Genomic DNA, 14,580 nt, shown 5'->3' on the forward strand with positions numbered 1-14,580 from the left:
CGCGACGCACGGGCACGCCAAGCAGAATGCTGGACCATGACCTCCGGGCTGTTCGCGCTGGCTTCCGTGCTCGTGTTCGTCGTCCGGTTCGCGCGCGAACCGCGGCGGGTCGGCAACGCGGTGTGGTTCCTGGTCGCGCTCGGCTTCACCGGGTTGTGGCTGCTGTCGTTCTTCAAGCACATCGAATGGGCCCAGATCGCGATCGTCACGCTGGTGGCGCTCGTCTGCGGGCTCGGCGCGTTGGCACTGCCGTGGGCGCTGATCGCGAACGGCGTCGTGATGCTGCGAAGGGAAGGCCGGCGGCTCGCGAACCTGCTGTCGCTGCTGGCCGGGCTCGGCCTGCTCGCGGTGTTCGCGCTCGGGGTGAGTGCGCTGGTCATCGACGATGCGCCGTTGCTGCGCGTGGCCGCGATGGCGGTGCTGTTCGTGACCGGTTACCTGGCCTTTTTGTTCACGGCGTTGCTGCTGTACTCGATCCTCTACAGCCGGGTCACCCGCCGCCTCCGCGCCGCGGCGGTGGTCGTCCTGGGCTCCGGGCTGCAGGGCGACCGGGTGCCGCCGCTGCTGGCCAGCCGACTCGACCGCGCGGTCCAGGTGCAGCAACGGTCGCCGGGCGCGGTGCTGGTGGTGTCCGGCGGGCAAGGCGCGGACGAACTGACTTCGGAAGCGGCCGCGATGGCGCGGTATCTCGTCGAGGCCGGGGTTCCGGAGGAGCAGCTCGTGCTGGAGGATCGGGCTACGACGACCAGCGAGAACCTGCGGTTCAGCGTCGCTTTGCTTGCCGAGCGCGGGTTTTCCGGGCCGATCCTGGCGGTGACGAACAACTACCATGTCTTCCGCACGGCGGTGCTCGCGCGGCAACTGGGGTTGCGGCTCAACGTGATCGGGGCTCGGACGGCGTCGTACTTCGTGCCCAGCGCGTTTCTGCGGGAGTTTGTGGCGTTGCTGGTGGAGTACCGGAAGACGAACGCGGCGGTGTTGTTGGTTCTGGGTGTGGGGCCGTTTTTGCTGTTCCTGCTGAGCTGATTCAGGCGGTGCGCACCCGGATCGCACGCCAGTGACAGCCGTCTTGTTCGGCGCGCTCGACGGCGAACCGCACGTCTTCCCCGGCCGTCAGGGACCGGAAGCCGTCAGCCTCGATCATCGAGAAATGGGCCCAGATCGGGCCGTCGACGGCGGGTGATTCGAGAATTCCCCAGCCCTCGTCGACTTCCCAGCGCACGACTTTCCCTCGATGCTCCATGGAGCCAGGCCAGGGAAGGATCGCCGTGCCGCGCAGCGAATTTTCGGCACGGCGATCCGATTCCTCAAACCACGGTGGCGGAGAACCCCGTCCGGCTGGAGTGCTCTCAGGAGTTCGGCTGCCGACGCCCGCCGGAACCGTTGCGGCGGTTGCGCGACGGCTGGCCTGACCCGCGACGGTCGGTGCCAGCGGCAGGACGGCCCGCGCCCTCCGCGCCTCGGCGACCGGCACCCGAACCTCGGCGCTGGTCCTCCCGGCGGGCCTGGCCTGGCTGCCGTTCCGAAGACCGAGTCTCACTGCCCTGCCGAGGTCCGCCGCGGCCACCACCGGAGCGGCGGGACTGCGAACCGGTCCGTGCCCCGAGCCCGCCCCGGTTTTCCGAAGGCGCGCCGCGGCGTCGGCCGGTGCCCGGGGCGGCACCGGAAGCGGTCACCGTCTTGGGGCGGTTGTCCACCGCGGGCCGACGGGGCGACGCGGTGAACGACCGGTCGCCCGGGGCCAGTTCGGCCAGCAGCGGGTGCGTCGGCGAGATGCGCGTGGTGGTCGGCGAGATCCCGGCCTTCCGGGTCAGCGCGCGGACGTCCGCGACCTGCTCGTCGGTCATCAGCGTCACCACGGTGCCCGACGCGCCCGCGCGGGCGGTGCGGCCGGAGCGGTGCAGGTACGCCTTGTGCTCGACCGGCGGGTCGGCGTGGATGACCAGCGTGACGTCGTCCACGTGGATGCCTCGCGCCGCGATGTCCGTGGCCACCAGGGTTTTCGCGGTGCCCGACGAGAAGGCTTCCAGGTTGCGCGTGCGCGCGTTCTGACCGAGGTTGCCGTGCAGTTCGACCGCGGGGACGCCGCTCGCGACGAGTTTGCGCGTGAGGGCCTTCGCGCGGTGCTTCGTGCGGGTGAAGACCAGGGTGCGGCCCGGCGCGGCGGTCAGGTCGACCAGGACCGGCAGGCGGTGGGTCTCCTCAAGGTGCAGCACGTGGTGCGTCATCGTCGACACGGGGGACTGCGCCGAGTCGACGCTGTGCAGCATCGGGTCGTTCATGAAGCGCTTCGCGAGCACGTCGATGCCGCCGTCGAGCGTCGCCGAGAACAGCAGGCGCTGGCCGCGTTCCGGGGTCGCCGCCATGATGCGGCGGACCTCGGGCAGGAAGCCGAGGTCGGCCATGTGGTCGGCCTCGTCGAGGACGGTGATCTCGATCTTGTCCAGCTTCGCCTCGCCGGTGCGCATGTGGTCGGCGAGCCGTCCGGGGCAGGCGACGACGATGTCGACGCCGTCGCGGAGGCGGGTGATCTGCGGGTTCGCGCTCACGCCGCCGAAAATCGTGGTGGCCTTGAGGCCCAGCGGGCGCGCCAGCGGCACGATCGCGGCCTCGATCTGGGTGGCCAGTTCGCGCGTCGGGGCGAGGATCAGCGCCCGCGGACGGCCGGGGCGGCGCCGCGTCGGGCCGGCGGCCAGGCGGGCCAGCACGGGCAGCACGAAGCCGTACGTCTTGCCGGAGCCGGTGCGGCCGCGGCCGAGCACGTCGCGGCCCGCCAGCGTGTGCGGGAGCGTGGCGGCCTGGATCGGGAACGGCTCGGTGACGCCCTGCGCGGCGAGTGCGTCGACCAGGGGCTTGGGCAGGCCGAGTTCAGTAAAAGTCGTCATGGTTGGTGCGGACGCGAAGGCGTCCAGTATCTCCGTACGTAGCGCGGTTGTCCTGCCCGGCGCGGCCTCGGTTGGCTGCGGCGCGTGGTCGTCGACAACATCGAAACGCGGTCCGAGGCAGAACTGAGCGGACCGCACGCTCCACTATACCGTCCCAAGATCCGCCGGGCTACGTGATATCGCCCGCAGGCCGCCACGCGCGAACCGACGAAGCGGGTGCGCGATGTTCGTCCGTTTCCACCATCGCCGCCGCGCCGACGGGTGCGAGGCTGGCCGCATGAGCACAGACGAACTCCGGGGACTGCTGGGCGAATGGGCGCGCGAGGCGGGCGTGCCCGGCGTCTCGGCGGGGATTCTCCACGAGGGCAAGGAAACCCTGCTGACCACCGGAGTGTCCAGTGTGGACACCGGAACGCCGGTGGACGACGACACGCTGTTCATGATCGGCTCCACCAGCAAGACGTTCGCCGCCGCCGCGGTGCTCGTGCTGGTCGAGGACGGCGTGCTCGAACTGGACCAGCCGGTGGTCGAGTATCTCCCGGAGCTGCGGCTGTCCGATCCGCTCGCGACCAAAACCGTGACGCTGCGCCACCTTCTCACGCACTCGTCCGGCTTCCTCGGCGACATCGAGGTCGACACCGGCTGGGGCGACGACGCGCTCGCTCGCGCGGTGGAGCGGTTCGGCGAGCTGCCGCAGATTTTTCCGGTCGGCGAGGTGTTCTCCTACTGCAACGCCGGATTCCTGCTGGCCGGCCGCGTTGCCGAGGCGGTGTCCGGCGGCACCTACGAGGACCTGGTCCGCACCCGGCTGCTCGAACCGCTCGGCATGACCGACTCGTACTTCCAGCCGTGGGAGGTGCTGACCCGTCGGCACGCGGTCGGGCACGCGCTGCGCGAGGACGGCCCGGCGGTCGCGCACACCGTCGGCCTCTCCCGCGCGGACGCTCCGGCCGGAGGTCTCTGGTCGACCGCCCGTGACCAGCTGAAATGGGCCCGGTTCCAGCTGGACGGCGGGGAGGTGCTCAGCGACGGGACCCGTCGGCTGATGCACGCCGCGCAGCGCAAGGGCGCGCTGCCGTTCGAGGAGGTCGGACTGTCCTGGCTGCGGCTTCGCCACGGCGACGCGCAGCTGGTGCGGCACGGCGGCAACGTCAGCAACCTGCAGCTGTCGGAGTTCGTGATGGCGCCGAGCGAAAACTTGGCGGTCACCGTGCTCACCAACAGCGCGGGCGGCGGCGCACTCGGCCCCCGGGTCGTCGACTGGTGCCTGGAGAACCTGGCTGATCTGCCGAAACCGGGCAGTCTCCCGGTATGGGCAATCGACCCGGGCGACTGCCTTGGCCGGTATCGGACCGGCTCGCTCATCTTCGACATCACCGAACGCGACGGCTCGCTCTGGGCGCAGATGATCCTCGACACCGACGACCCGGACATCCTCTCCGCGCCGCCGTTCGAGGTCGTCTTCGTCGCCGAGGACGTGCTCGCCCGCGCCTCGGACACGCGCAGGCCGAGCGCGCGTTTCCGGCGCGACAGCCGCGGGCGGGTGGACGCGGTGGAGTCCGGCGGCCGCACCGCGCTAAAGTTACCGGGCAGTAATATCGGCTGACCTGGAGATGCGATGAGCGAAACGGCGACAGCGCTGCTGAACCCGCGCGACTACGACGCCCGGAAGTTCGACCCGGAGACCCAGCGGCTGCTGCGGGCGACGATCGACTGGTTCGAAGCGCGCGGCAAACGCCGTCTCGCGCAGGCGTATCACGACCGCGAGTTCTACGCGGACTTCCTGGAATTCGCGGGCAAGGAAGGCCTGTTCGCCACGTTCCTCACCCCGGCCGCGGATTCCGCCGGGAATCCGGACAAACGCTGGGACACCAGCCGGATCGCCGCGCTGGCGGAAATTCTCGGCTTCTATGGCCTCAACTACTGGTACCCCTTCCAGGTCACCGTTCTCGGCCTCGGTCCGGTATGGCAGAGCGGGAACGCGGCCGCTCGCAAGCGCGCCGCGGAAGCCTTGGCCGAGGGCGGGGTGGGCGCGTTCGGACTGTCCGAAAAGGAACACGGCGCGGACATCTACTCGTCCGACCTCGTGCTCACCCCGGACGGCGAGGGCGGCTACCGCGCGAACGGGTCGAAGTACTACATCGGCAACGGAAACTGCGCGCGCACGGTTTCGGTGTTCGGGCGGATCGACGGCGTCGAAGGACCCGAGCAGTACGTGTTCTTCTACGCCGATTCCGAGCACCCGAACTACCACGTCGTGAAGAACATCGTGCCGTCGCAGATGTACGTCGCGGAATTCCGGCTCGAGGACTATCCGGTGCGCGCGGAGGACATCCTGCACACCGGAGCCGAAGCCTTCAGCGCCGCGCTGAACACGGTCAACATCGGCAAGTTCAACCTGTGCTTCGGCGGCATCGGGATGGCGACGCATTCGCTGTACGAGGCGATCACGCACGCGCAGAACCGGATCCTGTACGGCCACCCGGTCACCGATTTCCCGCACGTGCGCCGCGAGTTCGTCGAGGCCTACGTGCGGCTGACCGGGATGAAGCTGTTCTCCGACCGCGCGATCGACTACTTCCGCTCGGCGAACCAGCAGGACCGCCGCTACCTGCTGTACAACCCGATCACCAAGATGAAGGTCACCACCGAGGCGCAGAAGGTGATCGGGCTGGTCGCGGATGTCGTGGCGGCCAAGGGTTTCGAGGCCGACACCTACCTCGCGATGGCCAAGAACGACATCGACGGCCTGCCCAAACTGGAGGGCACGGTCGCGGTGAACCTCGCGCTGATCGCGAAGTTCATGCCCGCGTACCTGTTCGCGTCGCAGGAATACCCGGCGGTCCCGACCCGCGACGACGCCTCGGACGACGACTTCCTGTTCCGGCAGGGCCCGGCGCGCGGACTGTCGAAGATCCGGTTCCACGACTGGAAACCGGCGTATGAGAACGCGAAGCACCTGCCGAACGTCGCCCGCTTCACCGAACAGGCCGACGTGCTCGTGCGCCTGCTGTCGGAGGCGACGCCGGACGAGGCGCAGCAGAAGGACCTGGACTTCGGGCTCTCGCTGACCGAGCTGTTCACGCTCGTCGTCTACGGCCAGCTGATCCTGGAGCAGGCTGAGCTGACCGGCGTGTCAGACGATGTGCTGGACCAGCTGTTCGCCGTGCTGGTGCAGGACTTCAGCGTCGCGGCGGTCGAACTGCACGGGAAGCCGAGTTCCACCGAGAAGCAGCAGGAGCTGGCGCTGGCCGGGTTGCGGAAGCCGGTGCCGGACGCCGAACGGTTCGGCCGGGTGTGGGAGACGGTGCGCGAGCTTTCCGGCGCGTACGAGATGAATCCGTAAGGGAAACCACGGAAACGGCCTCCGCGCTCGGTAGTGCGGAGGCCGTTTTCTGTCTGGGCTACTTGCCGAATCCGGCGCTTCGCAGGCGTCCACCATCGCGCCGCTGCCTCCGGAGTCACGACATGGCTGCCAGAATCGGCAGTTGACGCGAAACTGCCGATCACCGGGGTCTCGGATTGCGCGAACATCGGCGTGCCCGGCGAATGAATCTTTCACCTAGCTGCGAACAATTGTCATCTAGGCGGCCGGCTTTGCCGTTCACTCGTCCGAGGCTTGTGCGGCAGGTCGTGATGCGGTGAACTCAGATTGCCGAGTTGTTGCTGCCGGAATCGCTCCGGGCAGTTGTCGGACAACGAAGGCGAACAAGGGAATTCCCGGACAGGAAATGGAGAGAAGCAATGGATGAAGTGACGGGCGAGAATTGGGCCGCGACGGCGTCTTCGCGTCGCGGTCTGCGCTCGAAATCCTGGAAGCGGTGGGGTGCCGCAGGGGTGGCCGCGATTGCCCTCGTTGGCGTAAACGTGCAGGTAGCTTCTGCGGGCACCCCGCCTCAAGTCTGCCGGCCGGGATCGCCTGCCGGGCCGGGACTGCAACTCCCGGACCACCCGGACCCCGCGCAGGGCACCTGCGCGTGGAGCTGGAACAACGGTACCCGGGAGCTCCGCATCGAACTTCCTCCGCACTGGACTGCCGTGTTCGAAATTATTTATCATCTGCCGGACGGAACGCGATTGCTCCAATCGGTCGGTCTGACCAATTCTAGTGCCAATTCGCTTACTGATGTGTTTTCGGCTCATGATCTCGACATTCCCGAAGGATCGACTCTCGAGTCGGTGGAACTTGTCGCTCAGGACCCCTCCGACCCCGATGTGGAGCCGGAGGATGCGATTGATATTCATCTGGAGCCCCCCATCGAACCTCGGTGAACGGTCCGGGCGCGCCGAGGGATTCGCTGTCGCGATCGGCATAGCGAACCGCCCGCCGAAGAGCCTGATGGACCACTGCGTCCACCCGCGAAGGCCCGGCCTGATCGCGCCGGGAACAGGGCATCCCACGCACCGGCGAATGCATCCCCGGGGTTCGCTGCTCTGCACACCGTCTAGGCCGTGGCTGGCCATGCCGCGGCCCAGGCGATCACGCCGGGCGGGGCCGGCTGTCGTGAGAGGGACCTGGACTTCGCTGTTCGCCGTGCTGGTACAGGATTTCAGCGTCGCGGCGGTCGAACTGCACGGGAAGCCGAGTTCCACCGAGAAGCAGCAGGAGCTGGCGCTGGCCGGGTTGCGGAAGCCGGTGCCGGACGCCGAACGGTTCGGCCGGGTGTGGGAGACGGTGCGCGAGCTTTCCGGCGCGTACGAGATGAATCCCTGATGCGCGCCGCCTGCTAGAGACCTCTCCGGCTCCCCGCATTCGCCGAGGTCCGTGAAGGGCTCCTTGAGGGAATCTGATTCCCTCAAGGAGCCCTTCACGGACGTTCGCAGCGTCGGACCGCGACCATCGGCTGGGGGACGCCCTCGGCAGCGCCCGCCCGCTGAACCAACCCCAATGTGGCATTGGGTGCGCTCAACGCACCGAATGCCACATTGGGTGCGTCAGATGCACCCAATGTGGCATTGGGGCGTGCTACTTGCCGAATCCGGCGCGCCGCAGCGCGTCCGCCATCGCGCCGCCGCCTCCGGAGTCGCGACGGTCCCGGCCGCCGCCCCCGCGCTGCTGCGGCTGGTTCCGGCGCTGACCGCCGCCACCCTGGCCGCCGCGGTCCCGGTCCCGGCCGCCGCCTCGGTTGTTGCCCGCGCCGGGCTCGTCGTCCAGGCGCAGCGTCAGCGAGATCCGCTTGCGCGGCACGTCGACGTCCAGCACCTTCACCTTCACGATGTCGCCCGGCTTCACGACGTCGCGCGGGTCCTTCACGAAGTTCTTCGACAGCGCCGAAACGTGCGCGAGGCCGTCCTGGTGCACGCCGACGTCGATGAACGCGCCGAACGCGGCCACGTTCGTCACCACGCCCTCCAGGCGCATGCCCGGCTTGAGGTCGGCGATCTTCTCGACGCCCTCGGCGAAGGTCGCGGTCTTGAACGCCGGACGCGGGTCGCGGCCCGGTTTCTCCAGTTCGGCCAGGATGTCGGTGACTGTCGGGAGCCCGAAGGTCTCGTCGACGAACTCGGCCGGCTTCAGCGACTGCAGGGTCCGGGCGTTGCCGATCAGCTCGCGGATGCCGGTGCCGGTGCGATCGAGGATCCGCCGCACCACCGGGTACGCCTCGGGGTGCACCGAGGACGCGTCGAGCGGGTCGTCGCCGTCCGGGATGCGGAGGAAGCCCGCGCACTGCTCGAACGCCTTCGGGCCGAGCCGCGCGACCTCCTTCAGCGCGGTCCGGGTGCGGAACGGGCCGTTGGAGTCGCGGTGCGCCACGATGTTCTCCGCGAGCGACGTCGTGATGCCCGAAACCCGCGTCAGCAGCGGGGCGGACGCGGTGTTCACGTCCACGCCGACCGCGTTCACGCAGTCCTCGACCACCGCGTCCAGCGAACGCGACAGCGACACCTCGGACAGGTCGTGCTGGTACTGGCCGACGCCGATCGACTTCGGGTCGATCTTCACCAGCTCGGCCAGCGGGTCCTGCAGCCGCCGCGCGATCGAGACCGCGCCGCGCAGCGAGACGTCCATGCCCGGCAGTTCCTGCGAAGCGAACGCCGACGCCGAGTACACCGACGCGCCCGCCTCGGACACGACCGCCTTGGTGAGCTTCAGCTCCGGGTGCTTCTTGATCAGCTCGATCGCCAGCTTGTCGGTTTCGCGCGAGGCGGTGCCGTTGCCGATCGAGATCAGGTCGACGTTGTGCTTCTTGGCCAGCACCGCCAGCTCGGCGATCGACTGGTCCCATTTGTTCGCCGGCTGGTGGGGGTAGATCACGTGGGTGTCGACGACCTTGCCGGTCGCGTCGACCACGGCCACCTTCACGCCGGTGCGGAAGCCCGGGTCGAGGCCCATCGTGGCGCGGGTGCCCGCCGGGGCGGCCAGCAGCAGGTCGCGCAGGTTGGCCGCGAACACGCGCACGGCGTCGTCCTCGGCCGACTGGCGCAGCCGCATCCGCAGGTCGATGCCCAGGTGCAGGAGGATCTTCGTGCGCCAGGCCCAGCGCACGGTGTCGCCGAGCCATTTGTCGGCCGGACGGTCCTGCTGGCTGATGCCGAAGCGGGCGGCGATGCGCTGCTCGTACTCGGTCGGGCCGACGCGGACCGGGGCGTCCTCGGCGACCGGCTCGGAAGGCTCCATCGTGAGGTCGAGGATCTCCTCCTTCTCGCCGCGCAGCATCGCGAGGATCCGGTGCGAGGGGAGCTTGGTGTAGGGCTCGGAGAAGTCGAAGTAGTCGGAGAACTTGGCCCCGTCGGTCTCCTTGCCCGGGCGGACCTTCGACGACAGGTGGCCCTCGGCCCACATCTTCTCGCGCAGCTCGCCGATCAGGTCGGCGTCCTCGGCGAAGCGCTCGACCAGGATGGCGCGCGCGCCGTCGAGGGCGGCCTGCGCGTCCGCGACGCCCTTGTCCGCGTCGACGAATACCGCGGCGGCCGCCTGCGGGTCGGTCGTCGGGTCGTTCAGCAGGCCGTCGGCCAGCGGCTCCAGCCCGGCCTCGCGGGCGATCTGCGCCTTCGTCCGCCGCTTCGGCTTGTACGGGAGGTAGATGTCCTCCAGCCGCGACTTCGTGTCCGCGGCGAGGATCTGCGCCTCGAGCGCCTCGTCCAGCTTGCCCTGGCTCCGGATGGATTCCAGGACCGCGGCGCGGCGTTCGTCCAGCTCGCGCAGGTAGCGCAGCCGCTCCTCGAGCGTGCGCAGCTGCGCGTCGTCCAGCTCTCCGGTGACTTCCTTGCGGTACCGGGCGATGAACGGCACCGTGGACCCCTCGTCGAGGAGGGTGACGGCGGCCTTGACCTGCCCTTCGCGCACCCCCAGCTCTTCGGCGATCCGCTGCTCGACCGACTGCACGCTCAAAACCAGGCTCCTGCTTCGTCTCGGGTTGCTCCGAGCCTGCATTGTGCCGCTGCCCGCCCGGCGCGCCGCGCATGGCCCGCCGAAGCACCTCCGGAAGTTTCTTGACATCCGTATTGGTCTAGTCCATTTTGAGGTGATCTGGCTCACTGCCCCTGCGGAGGTCTGCCCGTGTCCCCACACCCGTCCCCCCGGCGGCTGCCTGCCCTGGTGTCCCTGCTGGCCTCGGTCGCTCTCGCGCTCGGTGTCACGCTGGCCCTCGGCACCAGCAGCGCGTCGGCCGCGAACATCCTCGCCAACCCCGGCTTCGAGAGCGGTTCGCTCTCCGGCTGGACCTGCACCGGCACCGCGTCGGTCGTCACGACCCAGGCGCACGACGGCAGCCACTCGCTGAGCGCGGCGCCGTCCGGCTCCGACACCGGGCAGTGCTCCCAGCAGGTCACCGTGGCGCCCAACACCGCGTACAAGCTTTCCGCGTGGGTCCAGGGCAGCTACGTCTACCTCGGCGTTTCCGGTTCCGCCACGCAGAACACCTGGACGCCCGGCACGACCGGCTGGCAGCAGCTCAGCCTGAGCTTCACCACCGGCTCGTCCACGAGCCTCACGGTGTACCTGCACGGCTGGTACGGCCAGCCCGCCTACCTCGCCGACGACGTGAACCTCGACGGCCCGGGCACCCCGCCCACGACCTCCACGACCCCGACCACGTCGACGACCCAGACCACGCCGCCGACGACGACCACCACGACCACGACCACGAGCACGCCGCCGCACAACGGCGACCTGCCGAAGCACATCCTCACCGGCTACTGGCAGAACTTCGACAACGGCGCGAAGACGCTCAAGCTCGCGGACGTGCCCACGACGTACAACGTCATCGCGATCGCCTTCGCCGACGCCACCACGACGCCCGGCGCGGTGAGCTTCACGCTCGACCCGGCGTTGTCGTCGAAGCTCGGCGGCTACACCGACGCGCAGTTCCGCGCCGACATCAAGACCGTGCAAGCACGCGGCCAGAAGGTGATCATCTCGGTCGGCGGCGAGAAGGGCACGATCAGCGTCGGCGACAGCTCCTCGGCGAGCAACTTCGCCAACTCGGTGAAGCAGCTGATCTCCACGTACGGCTTCGACGGCGTCGACATCGACCTGGAGAACGGCATCAACGCCACCTACATGGGCCAGGCGCTGCGCAGCATCCACGACGGCGGAGGCTCGGTGATCACGATGGCGCCGCAGACGATCGACATGCAGTCCACCCAGGGCGGCTACTTTCAGCTGGCGCTCAACGTCAAGGACATCCTCACCGTCGTCAACATGCAGTACTACAACTCGGGCGCGATGAACGGCTGCAACGGGAACGTCTACTCCCAGGGCACGGTCGACTTCCTCACCGCGCTCTCGTGCATCCAGCTGCAGGGCGGCCTGCGGGCCGACCAAGTCGCGTTCGGGCTGCCGGCCTCAGGCTCGGCGGCGGGCGGCGGGTACCAGTCGCCGTCGAACGTCGTGTCGGCCATGAACTGCATGGCCAAGGGCACCGGCTGCGCTTCGTTCAAGCCGTCGACCACGTACCCGGAGTTCCGCGGCGCGATGACCTGGTCCATCAACTGGGACGCGTCGAACGGCTACTCCTTCGCCAACACGGTCAGCGCGGGCCTGAAGAACCTGCCCTGACCGCGCGCACCAGGTAGTCGGCCGGGTCGAGTGCCCTGGTCCGGCGGTCGTATTCGGTGACCAGCCCGGGCCAGTTGGTGCTCACCCGGCCGTTTTCCTGCCGGTACCAGCTCGTGCAGCCGCTCCAGACGCTGTGCGAAAGCCGCGCTTGCACTTCGCGGTCGTAGCGCTCCTCGACCTCGGCCCGCACTTCCAGCGCCGCGACGTCCGGCCGGGCGAGATGCTCGACGGCCTGGCGGAGGTAGCGGGCTTGCCGCTCGATCATGTAGATGATCGAACCCGCACCGAGGTTGGTGTTGGGGCCGTAGATGCAGAACAGGTTCGGGAACCCCGGGACCGTCAGGCCGAGGTACGCCCGCGCCCCGCCGCTCCACGCTTCCGCCAGCGAGCGGCCGTCGCGGCCGAACACCTTCATCGGGCCGAGGAATTCCGTCGCTTTGAAGCCGGTGCCGTAGATCAGCACGTCCGCCTCGTGCTCCACGCCGTCCGCGGTGCGCACGCCTCGCGGGGTGATCTCCTTGATCGAGGACGTTTCGACGGAGACGTTCGGCTGGGCGAGGGCGGGCAGGTAGTCGTTGGTGAACAGGATCCGCTTGCAGCCCAACGGGTAATTTGGTTTGACCTTGCGGCGCAGCGTGCGGTCCTTGAGGTGACGACGGCGCAGTTGGGCGGTGCGCAGCTCGAAGATCTTGGTCAGCACCGGGTGTTTCGTCATGCCGTAGGTCGCGTACTCGGCGAGCAGGAAGATCCGGGCGCGGCCGAACAGCTGCGTCTTCGGCAGGCGGCGGAAAAGCCGCTTCTGCCAGGCTTTGTAGCGGCCGTCGTTCTTGGCCATGACGTACGGCGGCGTGCGCTGGAAGACGGTGACGTGCGCGGCTTCCTTGCGGATCTCCGGGATGAACTGGATCGCGCTCGCCCCGGTGCCGATCACCGCGATCCGCTTGCCCGCCAAGGGGATCTCGTGGTTCCACTCCGCGGAGTGGAAGGCCTCGCCGGCGAAGGTCTCGCGGCCGGGGATCGAGGGGAAGGCGGGCCGCGACAGCTGGCCGACGGCGGGCACGAAGACGTCGGCCTCGAAGGTTTCGCCCTGCGCGGTCTCGACGCGCCAGCGGCCGTTGTCGTAGGTCGCGGACGTGACTTCGCGGCCGTACCGGATGTGCGGTTCGATGCCGTACTTCGCGATCACGCGCTTGAGGTAGGCGTGGATGTCCGGCTGCATCGCGTACCGCTTCGGCCAGTCCGGGTTGGGCTCGAAGGAGAACGAGTACAGCGGCGACGGGATGTCGCAGGCCGCGCCGGGGTAGGTGTTCTCGCGCCACACGCCGCCCGGTTCGGCCGCCCGCTCCAGGATCGTGACGTTCGGGAAACCGGCGCGCTTCAGCTCGATCGCGGCGCCGATGCCGCCGAATCCGGTGCCCACGATCAGCACCGACGGGGTGTCGTCCATAGGCCGAAGCTACGCAGGCGGCCGCCGGTGCGGAAGGGCACGAACGGCCACCCGATCGAGAATTCCGGCCAGCGGACGCGGCTACCCGGGCACGACCTGGACCTCGTGCGTTTTGCCGGGCTCGGCCCAGGCGAGCAGCTTCCGTGCGCTGCTCTCCAGCGCGGCGGTGTCGCGTTTCGCGATCCGTTCGAACGGCGTGAGCACCAGCGTCGCCGACCCGCGGGTGGCCGTGGTTTCCCAGCTCCCGCGGACCTGGCCGTCGACCAGCAGGGTGCCCTTGACCAGGCCGTTGATCGTGATCACGCGTTTGCGGTGCTCGTCGCTGATCAGCCGCGTGCGGTCGGCGTAGGACAGCAGCGTCTGGTCGAACGGACCGAGCAGCCTCGTCGGCGCGGGCGTGTCCTCGTCGGGCAGCGCGGCGTCCGGCAGGTCGTAGAGCGTGCGGCCCTCGGGATCGAGATACGTGCGCAGCTCCATCCCCTCGACCACCTCGCCGAGCTTCGTGACGCCGGCCCAGGTCTGCATGTCGGCCACCGTCGCCGGGCCGAACGCGGCGAGATAGCGGCGGATCAGCTCGGCGGCGGACGGTTCCGGCGCGGCGACGCCGTCGAGCCAGTGGTGCGCGACCTGGTAGGTCGGCTGCCCGGCCTTGCCCCACACGCCGCGCGGCGGGATCTGCACCAGCGGCAGGACGGCGCGGACCAGGAACATCAGCGACGCGGCCGGCGTCTCCGGATAGTGCTCGACCAGCGCTTTGCCGAGCTGATCGCTCGAATACGGCCGTTCGCGCAGCAGTTCGGCGGTCGTTTTCGCCACCGCGTCGTGGTCGAGTTCGGCCAGCGGCTCCCGGTGCTGGTTGGCCGCCGTCAGGGCGCGGTCCATGACGACCTGCACCACCGGCCGCCAGGCGAGCGCGTCGGCGGCCGGGACGAGGTGCACGGTGCCGCGCATCAACACCATCCGCACCACGCTGCGGTCGAGCAGCAGGCTCGAGAGCTGGTCCGGCTGGAACCCTTGCAAGCGGCACCACAGCGCGTAGTACGGCGGAAACGGCGCTTGCGCTTGCAGCCCGGCGAGGTGGGCGACGGCGTCGAGCACCGGCATCTTGGCGGGCTTCAAGAGCAGTTGCCGGTCGAGGGTCGCGCGGTTGAGGACGCGGTGGGAAAGGCGCACGGCGGGAGCTTAACGAGCGACCCCGACAATTTTCGGCCCTCGAACGGCACGCGGGCGGCCGGTTGATCCATAAT

Annotated in this window: 10 protein-coding genes and 1 pseudogene; 6 read left to right on the forward strand and 5 right to left on the reverse strand. The window is 69.1% G+C overall.

What is annotated here, in order from left to right:
* Positions 1–36: 36 nt before the first annotated feature.
* The gene (locus SSMG_RS06035; RefSeq protein WP_009073795.1) at positions 37–1,026 is read left to right on the forward strand and encodes a YdcF family protein; all 990 of its coding nucleotides are present in this window, start codon (positions 37–39) and stop codon (positions 1,024–1,026) included.
* A 1-nt stretch (position 1,027) separates the two neighbouring features.
* Here the strand turns inward: SSMG_RS06035 and SSMG_RS06040 are convergent, their stop codons facing one another.
* Both SSMG_RS06040 and SSMG_RS06045 read right to left on the reverse strand, forming a co-directional pair.
* Positions 1,028–1,243 carry a cold-shock protein gene (locus tag SSMG_RS06040; protein WP_009073797.1) on the reverse strand — a complete coding sequence of 72 codons (216 nt, stop codon included), beginning with the start codon at positions 1,241–1,243 and terminating at the stop codon, positions 1,028–1,030.
* A 106-nt stretch (positions 1,244–1,349) separates the two neighbouring features.
* Positions 1,350–2,885, reverse strand: coding sequence for a DEAD/DEAH box helicase (locus SSMG_RS06045; protein ID WP_009073799.1), 1,536 nt, complete (start codon positions 2,883–2,885; stop codon positions 1,350–1,352).
* 277 nt (positions 2,886–3,162) lie between these two features.
* Between SSMG_RS06045 and SSMG_RS06050 the strand changes: the two genes are divergently transcribed.
* From SSMG_RS06050 to SSMG_RS06060, 4 genes and pseudogenes are all read left to right on the forward strand, one after another.
* Positions 3,163–4,491, forward strand: coding sequence for a serine hydrolase (locus tag SSMG_RS06050; RefSeq protein WP_037716692.1), 1,329 nt, complete (start codon positions 3,163–3,165; stop codon positions 4,489–4,491).
* A gap of 12 nt (positions 4,492–4,503) precedes the next feature.
* Positions 4,504–6,231, forward strand: coding sequence for an acyl-CoA dehydrogenase (locus SSMG_RS06055; RefSeq protein ID WP_009073803.1), 1,728 nt, complete (start codon positions 4,504–4,506; stop codon positions 6,229–6,231).
* Between the two features lie 398 nt (positions 6,232–6,629).
* Complete coding sequence (locus SSMG_RS45250) at positions 6,630–7,157, forward strand: hypothetical protein (RefSeq protein WP_158687995.1); 528 nt, start codon at positions 6,630–6,632, stop codon at positions 7,155–7,157.
* Positions 7,158–7,410: 253 nt separating this feature from the next.
* Positions 7,411–7,599: pseudogene (locus SSMG_RS06060) on the forward strand (acyl-CoA dehydrogenase); the annotation flags it as partial.
* A gap of 252 nt (positions 7,600–7,851) precedes the next feature.
* Here the strand turns inward: SSMG_RS06060 and SSMG_RS06065 are convergent.
* Entirely contained in the window at positions 7,852–10,260 is a 2,409-nt protein-coding gene (locus tag SSMG_RS06065) for a Tex family protein (protein ID WP_199785816.1), read from the reverse strand.
* 120 nt (positions 10,261–10,380) lie between these two features.
* On the opposite strand from SSMG_RS06065, the gene SSMG_RS06070 reads away from it, so the two are divergent.
* Positions 10,381–11,886 (forward strand): chitinase, encoded by a 1,506-nt coding sequence (locus SSMG_RS06070; protein WP_199786165.1) that lies wholly within the window; start codon positions 10,381–10,383, stop codon positions 11,884–11,886.
* Here SSMG_RS06070 and SSMG_RS06075 read toward each other — a convergent pair.
* Both SSMG_RS06075 and SSMG_RS06080 read right to left on the reverse strand, forming a co-directional pair.
* A complete protein-coding gene (locus tag SSMG_RS06075; RefSeq protein WP_009073815.1) occupies positions 11,858–13,333 on the reverse strand; it encodes an NAD(P)/FAD-dependent oxidoreductase in 1,476 nt (491 codons plus the stop codon). The two genes, SSMG_RS06070 and SSMG_RS06075, sit on opposite strands and share 29 nt — an antisense overlap.
* Positions 13,334–13,414: 81 nt before the next feature.
* Positions 13,415–14,506: a winged helix DNA-binding domain-containing protein gene (locus SSMG_RS06080; RefSeq protein ID WP_009073817.1), complete on the reverse strand. Its 1,092-nt coding sequence runs from the start codon at positions 14,504–14,506 to the stop codon at positions 13,415–13,417.
* Positions 14,507–14,580: the final 74 nt, after the last annotated feature.

The sequence above is a fragment of the Streptomyces sp. AA4 genome (assembly GCF_000158875.1).
Lineage (GTDB): Bacteria > Actinomycetota > Actinomycetes > Mycobacteriales > Pseudonocardiaceae > Amycolatopsis.